Below are 14,159 nucleotides of genomic sequence, written 5' to 3'. Positions count from 1 at the left end.
CGGGGACATTCGCAGGAAAATCAACCAGCGTTTCTCTTCCCTTCCTTCTCCGAGAAAACTTCATCTTGAGGTCCTCTTCCAGAAGGGTATTGCCCCTCCCCATTTCCTGGGGGTCATTGCTGGGTACCGGGAAGACGAGGATAAACAATGCGTGCATATCGTCGAGAAAGTTTTACGAGAGGAGATTGACTGGGAAGGTGTTCCCCTTCGAATCACTCTGCAACGAAAAGGAGAGAGAGTGTCTCAGGGCGTACTGGAACTACCTCCAGAATGAGCGGCGGTACTCTCCGCATACCCTTGAGAATTACTTCCGGGTCATTGGTCAGTTCCTTGGATTTGTGAAGACGCGAGGAAAAGATGTCTTTGGCGTTACTTCTCAAGATGTGAGTGATTTCCTCGTGTACTTGAAAACCCATCACCAGCTCAAGCGGGTCTCCCAAAGCCACCGTGCTTCGGTTCTGAGGAGTTTTTTCCGGTTCCTCCGTCGTCGTGGATTCCTTGCTGAGAACCCCTGTGATGGTATCGGACAGTTTCGGGTGGAGAAGGGTTTACCTCAGTTTCTGACCCGGGAAGAGGTGGAGCAATTCCTTGAGGCTCTGAAGAGGAAAAGCACAGAGAACCCGGGGGACTTTCTCGCATTGCGGAACTGGGCTCTCTGTGAGTTTCTCTACGCAAGCGGCATGCGTGTGGGGGAGATTGTGAAGGTTCGCCCCGAAGATATAGATTTCGAGAAGAACATGGTTCGGGTCTGGGGGAAAGGAGGAAAGGAGCGAATCGTTCCTTTCAACGAAGCCACTCGGTGTGCTCTTTTGACGTACCTCGGCATGTGGAAGACAAAGTTTCCCGAAGCCACGTCCCTTTTTGTCAACCGTTACGGTAAACCTCTCACCCCCCGCGGGGTGAGGAGCATCCTTGACTCTGCGGCGAATATGACCGGAATGGAGGGAAAAAAGCTTTTCCCCCACATTTTCCGACACACTTTCGCAACCCACTTCCTCTCCGGAGGCGGGGAACTTCGGGTCATTCAGGAGGCTCTTGGGCACTCGAGCTTATCGACAACCCAGATTTACACCCACCTTGATTGGAGTAAAATGAAAAAGGTGTACGAGAGTGCCCATCCTCATGCAAGAAAGGCGAAGGAGGACGAAGAGTGATTCGTGCAACTACGGTCATAGCCGTTTTGAAGGATGGACAAGGAGCAATGGCGTGTGATGGCCAGGTCACGATGAGCGAAACCGTGGTGAAGCGGGGAGCAAGGAAAATCAGGAGACTCTACCAGGATAAGGTTCTTGCTGGTTTTGCTGGAACCGGGGCGGATTGCCTGACGCTTCTTGAGCGGCTTGAGGAGAAGCTCAACATGTACGGAGGAAACCTTCCTCGAGCTGCGATAGAGCTTGCGAAGATGTGGCGGACCGATAAGATTCTTCGTCAGCTCGATGCTCTTCTTATTGCCATGGACCTGTCCCACATTTTCATCATTTCAGGGCGAGGGGATGTCATAGAGCCTGATGAGCCAGTTGCTGCCATTGGCTCTGGGGGAAACTATGCTTTAGCAGCTGCCAAGGCTCTCCTCAGGCACACTTCCTTTACTGCCCGGGACATTGCCCGTATTGCTCTGCAGATTGCTTCAGAGATATGCATCTACACTAACGATACTATTTTTCTTGAGACTCTGGGGGAGGAACAGACGTGAGAGAGAACGATTTAACTCCCGAGGAAATAGTTAGAGAACTTGACAAGTACATAGTGGGGCAGAGTGAGGCAAAAAAGTGCGTGGCTATTGCCCTGCGGAACAGGATGCGGCGGCGAATGCTCCCTCCAGAAATTGCCGAAGAAATTACTCCCAAGAACATCATCATGATTGGCCCAACAGGAGTAGGGAAAACAGAAATTGCCCGTCGTATTGCAAAGCTCACCAACGCTCCATTTCTCAAAGTGGAAGCCACAAAATTCACAGAAGTCGGATACGTTGGCCGTGATGTGGAGTCCATCATTCGGGACCTGACGGAGCTTGCCATTCGCATGGTGAAGAACGAGCGCATTAGAGCCCAAGAGGAGAAGGTTCGAGAGATTGTAGAGGAAAGGATTCTCGATGCACTCCTTGCGCAAGGAGCTGTGCAAGAAGATGTGGAAGTGGAGAGCTCGGGAAGAGTCGATATCGTGTGGCCGGTGACTTCCTCTCTTGGGAGAACACGGGAAAAGCTCCGGGAGAAGCTCCGAAGGGGAGAGCTTGAGGACCGGATTATCGAGGTCGAGGTTGAAGAGAGTTCGGTCCCGATGGAGATCATTGCTGCAAGCGGCATGGAAAGCCTTGGCATCGACCTCAGGGAGGTTTTTGGCAGTCTTTTTCCACCCCGAAGGAAGAGGAAACGCATGAAGGTCAGGGATGCCAGGGAGGTTCTCTTCAACGAGGAGGTCCAAAAGGCCATTGATATGGACGACGTTGTCCAGGAAGCCATCCGGAGGGTAGAAGAAACAGGAATCGTGTTCATCGACGAGATTGATAAAATTGTCTCTCCCCCAGGTGGAGGATACGGACCGGATGTATCCCGGGGAGGGGTTCAGCGGGATCTCCTTCCGATTGTGGAGGGTTCAACCGTCCTCACAAAGCATGGTCCTGTTCGGACGAATCATATTCTCTTCATCGCCGCTGGAGCTTTTTCCCAGTCAAAGCCCTCCGATCTTTTGCCTGAGCTCCAGGGACGTTTTCCAATCCGTGTGGAACTCTCTCCCCTCTCTGAAGAGGACCTCTATCGGATTCTTGTGGAACCATACAATTCCCTGGTCAAACAGTACAAAGCACTCCTTTCCACAGAAGGAGTTTCTATCGAGTTCACAGAGGACGCCCTTCGGGAAATAGCGCACATTGCGTACTCTCTCAATGAAAAGATGGAAAACATTGGGGCTCGCAGGCTCTACACGGTTATGGAGCGAGTTCTCCAGGATATTTCCTTCAACGCTCCAAAGCTCAAAGGACAGCACGTGGTCATCGATAGGGAATACGTTCGAAGGGAACTCAGGGATATCCTGAAAGACGAGGATGTTACAAGGTATATCCTCTAACTTGTTGCATTCTTTTTTCCCTTCGTGCTATACTTACCCAGGTTTTCCAGTACGCATGCGGGAATATTCCGGTGCCTTTTTGGCTCTTCCCGCAGAGGTAAGAACCGGAAGGAGGATGTTGTATGGTCGTTACAATGAAGCAACTTCTTGAAGCCGGGGTCCACTTTGGCCACCAGACTCGTCGGTGGAACCCCAAGATGAAACCCTACATTTTCACCGAGCGGAACAACATCTACATTATCGATCTCCAGAAGACCGTTGAGCTCACCGAGAAAGCCTATAACTTCGTGAAGGAATTGGCTCGCCAGGGTGGTACGGTACTCTTTGTGGGGACCAAAAAGCAGGCCCAGGAAGCGATTCAGCAGGAAGCCCAGCGGTGCGGGATGTTCTATGTGAACCAGCGCTGGCTTGGTGGCATGCTTACGAATTTCGCCACCATCCGAAAGAGCATCGATCGCCTGAAGAGCATCGAGGCCATGGAGGCCAAAGGGCTTCTTGAAAAGCTCCCCAAAAAAGAGGCCATGCAACTTCTCAAAAGAAAAGCCCGTCTGGCAAAGTACCTGAGTGGCATCAGGGACATGGATAGGCTTCCCGATTGTGTTTTCATCGTTGACCCCCGAAGGGAACGAAATGCCGTTCTTGAAGCGAGACGCTTGGGAATTCCTATTGTAGCCATTGTGGATACGAACTGTGACCCTGATGAGATTGACTACGTCATCCCGGGGAACGATGATGCCATTCGGGCCATTCGCCTCTTTGCTTCCCTTATTGCTGATGCAGTGATTGAAGGGAGAAGGCTCGCAACAGAGGGTGCTGATGTGGTGCCCACTACTGGGGTGGCTGTTCCGGAGACCCCAGAGGTCCAAGAAGTACAGGAGGAACCGACTATTCTCGAAGAGCTTGAGGAAATTGAGGAGGAAGGGCAATGAGCGTGAACACAAAGGACATCATGGAGCTTCGGAATCGCACTGGCGCGGGAGTCATGGACTGTAAAAAGGCACTCCTTGAGGCAGGGGGAGACCTTGAGAAAGCCTGTGAGATCCTGCGCCGGAAAGGAGTCGAGATTGCTGCCAAGAAGAAAGAGCGCACCGTTCGTGAGGGACTCATTGGAGCATACGTGCATACGGATGGGAAGATTGGAGTCCTTGTTGAGGTGAACTGCGAGACGGATTTCGTTGCCCGTACAGAGGAGTTTCGTAACCTCGTGAAGGAGCTTACCCTTCAAATTGCCGCTCAGGCCCCTCGCTGGATCTCTCCTGAGGATGTCCCTGAGGAGGTTCGCCAGAGAGAGGAGAGTTTCTACTGGAAGGAGCTTGAAGGGAGTAACAAGCCGGAGGAAGTGAAGCGAAAGATTGTGGAAGGAAAAATGAAGAAATTCTACGAAGAAAATTGCCTCCTCGAGCAGGAGTACATTCGAGATCCGGAGAAAAAGGTCAAAGACCTCCTGGTGGAAACCGTTGCCAAGCTCGGTGAGAATATCGTGGTACGGCGTTTCGTTCGTTTCAAGCTGGGTGAAGGAGATGGCGAGTGATTCATTGCGTTTCAAGAGAATCCTTCTGAAGCTTTCGGGAGAGGCCTTCCGTGGCTCTCTCCCTTCAGGCATCGATACCCAGGTCCTTGCTTACCTTGCCTCAGAGATTGATGCTGTACGTTCCTTAGGGGTTGAGGTTGCCATCGTTGTAGGAGGGGGGAACATTCTTCGGGGGAGGGACGCAGGGGATCGGGGAATCAGCAGAGTTACAGCAGACTACATGGGGATGCTCGCGACGGTCATTAATGCTCTGGCGCTCCAGGATTTCCTTGAGAACCGGGGAATTCCTACCCGGGTGCAGACAGCTATCGAGATGCGGGAGGTTGCGGAGCCCTATATTCGTCGGCGAGCCATACGGCACCTTGAGAAGGGAAGAGTGGTTATATTCGCCGGAGGAACGGGAAACCCCTATTTCACGACCGATACGGCGGCTGCTCTGCGAGCTGCGGAGATTAAAGCGGATGCGCTCCTTAAGGCCACGAAGGTGGACGGGGTGTACGAAGCTGACCCAACTATCCACAAGGATGCGGCAAGGTTTGAGACCCTCGACTACCTTGAGGTCCTCAATCGAGGCTTGAAGGTGATGGACTCGACTGCTGTTTCCCTGTGCATGGAGAATCACATCCCCATCATTATCTTCAATATCCACCAGACCGGGAATCTGTGTAAAATTGTGACAGGACACAAAGTGGGTACGCTCGTGGGGAGGGAAAGGGATGAATGAGCTCTTGAAACCCCTTTTAAAGGATATTGAGAAGCGGATGAAACAGGCGGTTAATGTTGTGCGCGAGGAGCTCTCTCATGTTCGCACAGGACGTGCCTCTCCTGCTCTTGTGGAAAATCTCGAGGTGGAGTACTACGGTACGACGGTTCAGCTGAAACAGATTGCTTCCATCACCACTCCTGATGCCCGCACCATCCTCATCCAGCCTTGGGACCGGAATGTCCTACCTCTCATCGAAAAAGCAATCTGGAAGTCGGACCTTGGATTTAACCCGGCAGTGGACGCGACGGTGATACGAGTGACCTTGCCCCCACTTACGGAAGAACGGAGAAAGGAAATCGCCAAGATGGCGAAGAAGATAGTGGAGGAAGGAAAGGTTGCGGTGCGCAACCTTCGTCGGGAAGCCAACGAAGAAGTGCGAAAGATGGAGAAGGAAGGGAAGGTTTCTGAAGATGAGAGTAAATGGGCTCAGGCAGAAATCCAGAAGCTGACGGACGAACACATTAACGAACTGGACGGTCTATGGGAGAAGAAGGAAAAAGAAATTATGAGCGTGTGAATGGTCTCTTGCAGCATGTTGCCATCATCATGGATGGCAACGGAAGGTGGGCAGAGCGGCGGGGGCTTCCTCGTCTTGAAGGGCACCGGAAAGGTATCGAGACGGTGCGGGTCATTGTAGAAGAGAGTGGTCGATTGGGCATTCCCTTCTTAACGCTTTACTCTTTCTCTACCGAGAACTGGCGAAGGCCGCTTCAGGAAGTACAGGGTCTTCTGACGCTCTTTGAAGAGGCAATACACCAGTACGGAGAGGAACTCAAGAAAAACAACGTTTGTGTTCGCTTTTTAGGTCGCCGGGATGGCCTACCGGAAAGACTAAGGAAGGCCATGGAGGACCTTGAGGGGAAAACAAGAGAGAACACAGGACTCACCCTTAACCTTGCCGTAAATTATGGGGGAAGAGATGAAATCCTCCGAGCCGTACAACGCTTTCTGGAGAGTGGAAAGAATTTGGCCACCCTTACCGAAGAGACGTTTCGAGTTTTCCTTGACACCGGAGACCAGCCTGACCCTGATCTCCTCATTCGTACGGGAGGGGAAAAGCGGGTCAGTAACTTCCTCCTTTGGCAGGTTGCGTACACCGAGCTTTGGTTTACCGATGTCCTCTGGCCGGATTTCGATGTTCTCCTCTTTCACCAGGCTCTTGAAGATTTCGCCCAGCGTAGGAGAAGGTTCGGAGGTCTCTCTTGAGGGGTAGCCCTTTGTTCTCGAAGGATTTCAAGATACGAACATTGACCATTCTCCTCTTTTTGCCTCTTTTTCTTCTCCTCCTTCTTCTCAATCGCATTACCATGGTGGGGCTTTTTCTGGTTATTGCTTTTCTTGCTTTTCGGGAGTACCTTTCGATTGCCCTGGGTAAGGAGGAATGGCCACCCCTTCTTCTTGCCCTGGGAGCCCTTGTGTGGATATACCTTTTGCCTTGGATTCCTGAAAAAGCGAGGATTCCTGGGTGGTATACTCTCTCCCTTGCGCTCTTGGGGTGGGTGCTTCAGGACGTAGAGAAGTGCCTTGAACGGGTGAGTTTCTTCTTCTTTGGGGTTTTTTACTGCTTCGTCCTTCCTTTTTTCTGGGTTCGAACGGGACTTGAATTCTCTCCAAGGCTTCTCCTTTTTTTCGCCCTTCTTGTGTGGGTGAACGATATCTCGGCGTACCTCTTTGGAGTTCGATGGGGGTCTCATAAGGTACTCCCCGCTATCAGTCCAGGAAAGAGCTGGGAGGGTTTTCTGGGGGGAGCAGGAAGTGCCTTCCTTGGGAGCATCCTTTTGAGCTATGTCTTTGGCTTACCCCTCCTGTGGTGCTGTCTTTGTGGGGCAACTCTCCCTCCTCTTGCTTTCCTTGGGGATATTTTCGAGTCGGCTCTGAAGCGAAGAAGAGGTGTGAAGGATTCGGGAGCCCTTCTTCCAGGCCACGGGGGTATTCTTGACCGCTTCGATGCCTTTTTCGCCGTTGGTCCCTTGGTGTACTTTCTTGCTTCCTTAGGAAGGGGATAGGAAGATGCGAGTTGCGGTTCTGGGCTCGACAGGATTTCTCGGGGAACAGATTCTTGAGGTTCTTGCCTGCAACCAGGATTTCCGTGTTGTCCTCCTTGGGGGATTTCGCAACATTCCGAAGCTTCTCAAGCAAGCGGAGTTCTGTGGTGCTCGGTACGTGTACAGCCCGTATCTTGAGGGTGATGTCCCCTTTCTTCCCCTCACTTCCTTGCAGGAGCTTGAGGATGTCCTCCTCTCGGATGAAATCGATGGAGTCTTTTTTGCTGCAAGCGGTGTTGCTCTGTTTGGGACTTTCTGCAAACTCCTTGATACGGGAAAGACTCTCTGGGCGGGTAGTAAAGAACTCGTGATTCTCGCAGGGGACCTCATGGGAGCAGGGCTCCTTGAAAGGTATCCCAATCTTGTTCCTCTTGATAGCGAGCATAACGCCTTGTGGCAGATTCTCAGGGTTTTGCCCTGGAACGAGGTCGATAAAGTTTACATAACGGCTTCCGGAGGACCCTTCTATGAGTGGCGGGGACCTTTGAGCGACATCACCCCAGAAATGGCCCTGGCCCATCCGAACTGGAGGATGGGGGAGAAAATCACCATAGACTCTGCAAACCTTGTGAACAAGGGTCTTGAGGTGATGGAGGCTTTCTTCCTTTTTGGAATTTCTCCGGAGAAAATTGACGTTCTCGTTCAGCGGGAGAGTGTGGTTCATGCGCTTGTGGAGACAAAGGACGGCTTCGTTTTTGGGGTGCTTGCGCCTCCCGATATGCGTCTTGTGATTCAGAATGCCATAGCTCCTGAAAGGAAGCCCAATCCGTTCCAGCGCCTTCGCTTTGGGGAGCTTCGGACTCTCCATTTCGAGTACCCTGTGCCCTCCAGATTTCCGGGATTCTACCTTGCGCTGAGTGCTCTTCGCAAAGGACAGGGATACCCCACCTTTTTCTGTGGAGCGGATGAGGCCTGTGTGCACCACTTCCTTGCCCGAAGCATCGCTTTTGACGAGATACCGGCAGTACTTGAGCAGGTCCTCGAGGAAAAAGTTCTTCCTCCTCAGGATATTTCTCAGGTTGAACGCCTCTTTGCTCTGGGATTTGCTAAGGCTGAGGAGGTCATCAAGCAGAGGAGTGCCCTGCGATGACCACAGTTTTTGCCTTTGTTTTTGTTCTGAGCCTTCTTGTTCTTGCTCATGAATTTGGTCACTTTACCTTTGCCCGCCTTTTCGGAATACGGGTGCTCCACTTTGCGCTGGGTTATGGGCCGAAGCTCTTTTCATGGATGTGGAGAGGGGTAGAGTTCTCTATTCGCCTCTTTCCCCTTGGAGGTTACGTGCGTATGGCGGGGATGGAGGGAAACCCCATTGAGGGATACGGAGAACCCCCTGTTGCTCACTCGGAGCGTTTCGATGCAAAGCCTCTCTGGCAGCGAAGCCTTGTGGTTCTTGCTGGCCCTCTCATGAATCTCCTTCTTTCGGTCGTTCTCCTTTTTGCTGTTTTTAACGTGACTGGGATTCCCACCGGGAGGATAGCAGTCCTTGAGGTTCTGCCGGGAGGACCTGCAGAACGAAGTGGCGTGAGAAAAGGTGACGTTCTTCTCTCCATAGAGGGAAAACCAGTGGAGCGTATTGAAGATGTAACTAAGGTGATTGCCACAAGCCCCGGTAAGCCGGTGGTCCTTACTCTGGAGCGCCAGGGAGAGGTTCTTGAGGTTACCGTGGTACCCGAGTGGAGCGATGCGGAAAAGCGGGCTCTCATTCGGGTAATCTTTGGGGGAGAGCACAGAAAGTACAATCCCCTGGTGACCTTGGCCAAAAGTGGCGTAACGGTAGCCGAATGGTTCATCCTCAGCCTTCTTGGAGTGCTCTATGCCCTCGTGGGAAAGATTCCCCTTGAGGTTACCGGACCTTTGGGGATTGCCCAGATGGCAGGACAGGCGGCAGCCTTTGGGTTTGTGAATCTTCTTGCCTTTGCAGCGGTTATCAGCGTTTTTCTTGCCCTTTTCAATCTCTTCCCCATTCCTGTTCTTGATGGGGGGCACCTCCTCCTCTTCCTCTACGAGAAGATTCGGGGGAGAGCCCTCGAAGAGGAGAAAAAGGGGATGATTTACCTCATAGGCATCATTTTCATTTTTCTGCTCTCGATTTTCGTCACATACCAGGATGTGCTCAGGATTGTAGCGGGAAAATGAAGCGGCGCAGGACTCAAGAAGTTCCCCTTGGACCTCTGGTAGTTGGAGGAAACCATCCTATCTGGGTCGAGGCAATGGGAAGAAGGCATCCGAGAGATTGGGAGGCCTGTCTTGAAGAAATCGACAGGGCCTTTTCCCGGGGTTGCGAAATCTTCCGGATTGCAGTCTTTGATGAAGAGGGGATTGAAGGACTTCGAGAAATCCGAAAACACAGGAGAACGCTCCCCCTTGTGGCTGATATTCACTTTACGATTCGACTCGCCTTCCAGGCTATCTCAGCAGGAGTGGATGCTGTTCGGGTGAATCCGGGAACCGTCCATGACCGTTCTGCCTTAGAGTCCCTCATTGATGTCGCCCGGGATCAGGGTGTTGTGCTTCGTATCGGAGCCAATGTTGGGTCTCTTCCCCCTAAACTCCGGGCAAAGGAAAGGACTCAGGCACTCCTTGAGAGCATAGCTGAACTTGTGGATCTTGCCGAGAAAAAGGGGATGAAGCGTCTCATTCTCTCTGCGAAATCCTCAGATATTGAGGAGACGGTAGTTACTTACGAGAAGTTGAGCGAAAGCTTCTCTTACCCACTCCATGTCGGCCTGACGGAGGCAGGAAGTGGCATTGAGGGGATTGTGAAATCCTCAGTAGCTCTGGGAATTCTCCTCAGAGAAGGAATTGGGGATACGATTCGGGTGTCCTTGACCTCGAAAAGTCCTGTTCTTGAGACTGAGGTTGGGTGGGAGATCCTTAAGGCCTTGGGAGTGCGCTTAAGAGGGGTGACCCTCATCTCATGTCCCACCTGTGCCCGGGCAAGAGGAGATGTGGTATCATTTGTCCGAGAATTTCGAAGAGCCATTGCGCCTCTTGAAGGGGTTGCAGGAATCCGGAAGTTAAAGGTTGCCATTATGGGGTGTGAAGTTAACGGTCCAGGGGAAGCTAAGGAAGCGGACTTTGGCATCGCTCTGAGCGGAGGAAAGAAAGCGGTGCTCTTTGCCCGGGGCGAAGTGATCGGCGTTGTGCCTCAGGAGGAAGGTATTGCAGAACTTATTTCCCTGGTGCAGGAAGCAATGAAAGGAGAGGAGAGGAGTCCATGAGAATGTCGCTCCTTTTCGCGCCAACGATGAAAGAAGATCCCCAGGAAGCAGAAGTTGTCAGTCACCGTCTCATGCTCCGTGCTGGGTTCATTCGTCAGCTCTCTGCAGGGGTATACACCTTCTTACCCCTCGGATGGCGAACCCTTGATAAGATTATCCGCATTGTCCGGGAAGAGATGAATCGGGCAGGGGGACAGGAAATCCTCATGCCGGCTATGCAGCCAGCAGAACTCTGGAAGGAAACAGGTCGCTGGGATGTGTACGGTCCTGAGCTCGTCCGCTTCCAGGATCGGAGAGGGCGGGATTTCTGCTTAGGTCCCACCCATGAAGAGGTCATCACCGACCTTGCACGGCGTGAAATTCGCTCGTACAGGCAGCTCCCCCTTTTACTCTACCAGATTCAGACCAAATTCCGGGACGAGATTCGACCTCGCTTTGGAGTGATGCGGGCGAGGGAATTCCTCATGAAGGACCTGTACAGCTTCGATCGGGATGTGGAGGGACTTCAGGTAAGTTACCAGAAGATGTACGAGGCGTACTGCCGGGTCTTCAGCCGGTGTGGGCTCGAGTACATCGCGGTTCCTGCAGAAAGTGGGGTCATCGGGGGAGACGTTTCGCACGAGTTTCTCATTCTCGCAGAGTCGGGAGAAGAAAAAGTTTTTGTCTGCACGAGGTGTGGAGGTGCAAGTACATCCGAGGGGACGTACTGTCCGCAGTGTGGTGGGCCGATGGAAGAAAAGCGAGGAATCGAAGTCGGTCATATTTTCCAGCTTGGGACGAAGTACAGTGAACCCATGAAGGCGTACTTTGTCGATCGCGATGGGAAAGAAAAACCCCTTGTTATGGGTTGTTATGGAATAGGCATTGGACGGACGATGGCGGCAGCGATTGAAGCCAACCATGACGAGAAGGGAATCTGCTGGCCTCTTTCTCTTGCACCGTACGAGGTCGTGGTAATCCCGATCAACGTGAAGAAGGAAAGGCATCGTGAGGAAGCAGAGAGCATTTATGAAGAGCTCTCTCGAGCCGGTTTTGAGGTGGTTATTGATGACCGTGAGGAGAGTGCAGGGTACAAATTCAACGAGGCGGATCTCATCGGCTTTCCGATTCACGTTATCGTGGGAGAGAAGATGGAACGGAGCGGCACAGTGGAGGTAAAGCTCCGCAAGAGTAACGAACGCATCGAAGTGCAGAGGGCTGAAGTACGTGGAGTTCTTGAGAGGATTCGAAAGGAGCTCGCGGGCTAAACGATGGAGGAGAAGGGTTCTCTGAGAGGTACAAGGACAACGGCCATTATTGCTGCGTACAACGAGGAAAAGACCATTGGTCCGATTCTTGACGTGCTCCGGAGAAGCCCTGTGGTTGACCAGATTGTTGTGGTGAGCGATGGATCGACGGATCGTACGGTAGAAGTTGCAAGGAGCAAAGGGGCAGAGGTCGTCGAGCTTTTACATAACGTTGGTAAGGGAGGAGCTCTCTACAAAGGCCTTGAGTACATCCGAAGCGACGTTGTTCTTCTCCTTGATGCCGATCTCATCGGTCTCAACGAAAAGCACATTGAGGCCTTGGTGACGCCGGTCATCTCCGGAGAGGCGGATGTCACCATTGGGGTTTTCGAGGAGGGAAGGTTGGCAACCGACCTTGCTCAGAAGATTGCCCCCTTTCTTTCCGGGCAGAGGGCAATCCGCACGGATATTCTCCAGAACATCCCTGACATGGAGGTAGCTCGTTACGGAGTCGAGGTAGCCATTAACCGGTACGTGCGGAGGAACGGAGTTCGGGTGAAACTTGTGAAACTCCCGGGTCTCACCCATGTGATGAAGGAGGAGAAGTTTGGCCTTGTGCGGGGTTTCAGGGAGAGGGTGAAAATGTACTGGGAAATTTTCAGGAACATGTATCGGAGGGTTGATGGGAACGGCCGATGAGTGCTGGTCTTCTCCTTTTCGTTGAGCAACATCCTGCGTCGGAAGCTCAGGAAATCCTCCTTCGTGAAATGCTGGAAATCGCAAGGAGTGCTGGCCACACTATTTCTCACGTCATATCCTGTAGGGTTCGGCATCCCTTTCCCCGGTACTACTTTGGGAAGGGAAAAGTGAAAGAAATCGGTGATTTCGTTGCCGAGCATTCTCTGGGTTTTGTGGTGACAAATGTTGAGGTGACTCCTTCGCAGCAGCGGAACCTCGAGGAAGCCTGGGGCGTTCCAGTGTACACGAAATACGCGGTTATTCACGAGATTTTTGCGAAAAGGGCAAGGACGGCTCAGGGAAAGATCAAAGTTGAGCTTGCTCGCCTCCGGTACGAGTTGAGTCGCCTTACGGGGAAAGGGGTAGAGCTCTCCCGAACCGGTGGTGGTATCGGAACGAGGGGACCTGGAGAGCAGAAGATTGAAGTAGAGCGCAGGAAGATAAGGAATCGAATTGCCTTTCTTACGAGGGAATTGCAGCGCATTGAAAGGCAAAACGAGACTCAAAGGACTTTTCGAAAACGATCGGGAGTATTTGAGGTTGCCATTGTTGGGTATACCAACGCGGGTAAATCGACCCTTCTGAATGCTCTCACTGGTGCGGATGCGTACGTGATGGACCAGATGTTCGCAACTCTTGATCCTATGGCTCGGAAGTCCTTTATCCCCGATGTTGGGGAAGTTGTGTTCATCGATACCGTGGGGTTCGTTCGAGAGATGCCCGAAACCATTAAGGACGCCTTTCGGAGTACCCTTGAGGAGGTAAGGGATGCTGACCTTATTCTTGAGGTTGTGGATGTGTCTGACCCAGATTATGTCAACCACTTCCGAGTGGTTACCGAAACGCTTGAGGAAATCGGCGCAAGTGACTGCCCGAGGATACTCGTCTTGAATAAGATTGACCTTCTTGATGGGCTTCCTTTCCTTGAACACGATATGCGGGTACAGCCTCATGTGTTTGTCTCAGCACAGAAAAAGATAGGCATCGACAAACTCTATGCGGAGATTGCCCGTCTTCTGCAGCCACAGCTTACCGAAGTTCATCTTGAAATTGCTCCCGAAAAGCTTAAGGATATAACCCAGAGGATTCGCCCCCATGGGTATATTAAGAACCTTAGAGCACTTGAAGATGGAACCATTGTTCTTGATTGTGTCGTGCAGCGGGACTATGTTGCTCGGCTGCATGCCCTTTTGGCTTCCTGAACCTTACTTCCCATAATGTATATTATGTAAACCGCCTGAACACATGCGCAATCGCCTTTTATTAAGTGCCCCAGGCCCCACAACGCCTCACTCCTGAGCAAGTTGCCGCATTTTCTCTACAAAGTTGAGCTGCAGATTTGAGAGATGGAACTCGAGTTCTCGTAGCTCATCCCGATCGAGGTCTTTCTTTAAGGCTTCAAGGAGTATGGAGAAAAGATCGATGGCTTTCCGGGCTTCTTCAAGGTCCACGAGGATTTGCCCGTTTTCAGGATGCGCCATGAGCCCAAGGTACTGCCAGGCTTTGGCCGAGAGAAGGTTCAGAAAGTAGTACCCTAAGTCCTTTATTTTTCCAGGCTGCTGAGGTGCT

General features: G+C 52.1%; 16 protein-coding genes. 15 read left to right on the top strand and 1 reads right to left on the bottom strand.

The window, feature by feature from the left end; translation table 11 throughout:
* The first annotated feature begins 185 nt into the window (after positions 1 to 185).
* From H5U36_04870 to hflX, 15 genes are all read left to right on the top strand, one after another.
* Positions 186 to 1,154, top strand: a complete 969-nt coding sequence (locus H5U36_04870; protein ID MBC7217488.1) for a tyrosine-type recombinase/integrase — start codon at positions 186 to 188, stop codon at positions 1,152 to 1,154.
* A complete protein-coding gene (hslV, locus tag H5U36_04865) occupies positions 1,151 to 1,693 on the top strand; it encodes an ATP-dependent protease subunit HslV (protein MBC7217487.1) in 543 nt (180 codons plus the stop codon). Before H5U36_04870 ends, hslV begins: the two co-directional genes overlap by 4 nt.
* Complete coding sequence (gene hslU / locus H5U36_04860) at positions 1,690 to 3,063, top strand: ATP-dependent protease ATPase subunit HslU (protein MBC7217486.1); 1,374 nt, start codon at positions 1,690 to 1,692, stop codon at positions 3,061 to 3,063. The genes hslV and hslU overlap by 4 nt, the downstream gene beginning before the upstream one ends.
* A 122-nt stretch (positions 3,064 to 3,185) precedes the next feature.
* Positions 3,186 to 3,992, top strand: a complete 807-nt coding sequence (gene rpsB / locus H5U36_04855; GenBank protein MBC7217485.1) for a 30S ribosomal protein S2 — start codon at positions 3,186 to 3,188, stop codon at positions 3,990 to 3,992.
* On the top strand, positions 3,989 to 4,594 hold the full coding sequence (gene tsf / locus H5U36_04850; GenBank protein MBC7217484.1) for a translation elongation factor Ts: 606 nt from the start codon (positions 3,989 to 3,991) through the stop codon (positions 4,592 to 4,594). The genes rpsB and tsf overlap by 4 nt, the downstream gene beginning before the upstream one ends.
* Entirely contained in the window at positions 4,584 to 5,318 is a 735-nt protein-coding gene (locus H5U36_04845; GenBank protein ID MBC7217483.1) for a UMP kinase, read from the top strand. The genes tsf and H5U36_04845 overlap by 11 nt, the downstream gene beginning before the upstream one ends.
* A gap of 4 nt (positions 5,319 to 5,322) precedes the next feature.
* Positions 5,323 to 5,877: a ribosome recycling factor gene (gene frr / locus H5U36_04840; GenBank protein ID MBC7217482.1), complete on the top strand. Its 555-nt coding sequence runs from the start codon at positions 5,323 to 5,325 to the stop codon at positions 5,875 to 5,877.
* Entirely contained in the window at positions 5,841 to 6,566 is a 726-nt protein-coding gene (uppS, locus tag H5U36_04835) for a di-trans,poly-cis-decaprenylcistransferase (GenBank protein ID MBC7217481.1), read from the top strand. The genes frr and uppS overlap by 37 nt, the downstream gene beginning before the upstream one ends.
* A complete protein-coding gene (locus H5U36_04830) occupies positions 6,563 to 7,366 on the top strand; it encodes a phosphatidate cytidylyltransferase (GenBank protein MBC7217480.1) in 804 nt (267 codons plus the stop codon). The genes uppS and H5U36_04830 overlap by 4 nt, the downstream gene beginning before the upstream one ends.
* A 4-nt stretch (positions 7,367 to 7,370) precedes the next feature.
* The gene (locus H5U36_04825; GenBank protein MBC7217479.1) at positions 7,371 to 8,495 is read left to right on the top strand and encodes a hypothetical protein; all 1,125 of its coding nucleotides are present in this window, start codon (positions 7,371 to 7,373) and stop codon (positions 8,493 to 8,495) included.
* Positions 8,492 to 9,541: an RIP metalloprotease RseP gene (gene rseP, locus H5U36_04820; GenBank protein MBC7217478.1), complete on the top strand. Its 1,050-nt coding sequence runs from the start codon at positions 8,492 to 8,494 to the stop codon at positions 9,539 to 9,541. Before H5U36_04825 ends, rseP begins: the two co-directional genes overlap by 4 nt.
* Complete coding sequence (gene ispG, locus H5U36_04815; protein ID MBC7217477.1) at positions 9,538 to 10,626, top strand: flavodoxin-dependent (E)-4-hydroxy-3-methylbut-2-enyl-diphosphate synthase; 1,089 nt, start codon at positions 9,538 to 9,540, stop codon at positions 10,624 to 10,626. The genes rseP and ispG overlap by 4 nt, the downstream gene beginning before the upstream one ends.
* Positions 10,623 to 11,873 carry a proline--tRNA ligase gene (gene proS / locus H5U36_04810; GenBank protein ID MBC7217476.1) on the top strand — a complete coding sequence of 417 codons (1,251 nt, stop codon included), beginning with the start codon at positions 10,623 to 10,625 and terminating at the stop codon, positions 11,871 to 11,873. The genes ispG and proS overlap by 4 nt, the downstream gene beginning before the upstream one ends.
* A gap of 3 nt (positions 11,874 to 11,876) precedes the next feature.
* Positions 11,877 to 12,551, top strand: a complete 675-nt coding sequence (locus tag H5U36_04805; protein MBC7217475.1) for a glycosyltransferase family 2 protein — start codon at positions 11,877 to 11,879, stop codon at positions 12,549 to 12,551.
* On the top strand, positions 12,548 to 13,792 hold the full coding sequence (gene hflX / locus H5U36_04800; GenBank protein MBC7217474.1) for a GTPase HflX: 1,245 nt from the start codon (positions 12,548 to 12,550) through the stop codon (positions 13,790 to 13,792). The genes H5U36_04805 and hflX overlap by 4 nt, the downstream gene beginning before the upstream one ends.
* 87 nt (positions 13,793 to 13,879) lie before the next feature.
* Here the strand turns inward: hflX and H5U36_04795 are convergent.
* A partial coding sequence (locus tag H5U36_04795; GenBank protein MBC7217473.1) for a DUF1844 domain-containing protein occupies positions 13,880 to 14,159 on the bottom strand: 280 nt, incomplete at its 5' end.

The sequence above is a fragment of the Candidatus Caldatribacterium sp. genome, from assembly GCA_014359405.1.
In the GTDB taxonomy this organism is placed as follows: Bacteria; Atribacterota; Atribacteria; order Atribacterales; family Caldatribacteriaceae; genus Caldatribacterium; species Caldatribacterium oleiphilum.
Note: the sequence above shows the minus strand (reverse complement) of the source record. Positions and strands in the feature narration are given on the sequence as shown.

Coding starts and splice junctions, on each gene's coding strand:
- H5U36_04805 (MBC7217475.1), top strand. CDS start 11,877: ATGGAGGAGAAGGGTTCTCTGAGAGGTACAAGGACAACGGCCATTATT.
- proS (MBC7217476.1), top strand. CDS start 10,623: ATGAGAATGTCGCTCCTTTTCGCGCCAACGATGAAAGAAGATCCCCAG.
- ispG (MBC7217477.1), top strand. CDS start 9,538: ATGAAGCGGCGCAGGACTCAAGAAGTTCCCCTTGGACCTCTGGTAGTT.
- uppS (MBC7217481.1), top strand. CDS start 5,841: ATGGGAGAAGAAGGAAAAAGAAATTATGAGCGTGTGAATGGTCTCTTG.
- H5U36_04825 (MBC7217479.1), top strand. CDS start 7,371: ATGCGAGTTGCGGTTCTGGGCTCGACAGGATTTCTCGGGGAACAGATT.
- tsf (MBC7217484.1), top strand. CDS start 3,989: ATGAGCGTGAACACAAAGGACATCATGGAGCTTCGGAATCGCACTGGC.
- hflX (MBC7217474.1), top strand. CDS start 12,548: ATGAGTGCTGGTCTTCTCCTTTTCGTTGAGCAACATCCTGCGTCGGAA.
- rpsB (MBC7217485.1), top strand. CDS start 3,186: ATGGTCGTTACAATGAAGCAACTTCTTGAAGCCGGGGTCCACTTTGGC.
- H5U36_04845 (MBC7217483.1), top strand. CDS start 4,584: ATGGCGAGTGATTCATTGCGTTTCAAGAGAATCCTTCTGAAGCTTTCG.
- rseP (MBC7217478.1), top strand. CDS start 8,492: ATGACCACAGTTTTTGCCTTTGTTTTTGTTCTGAGCCTTCTTGTTCTT.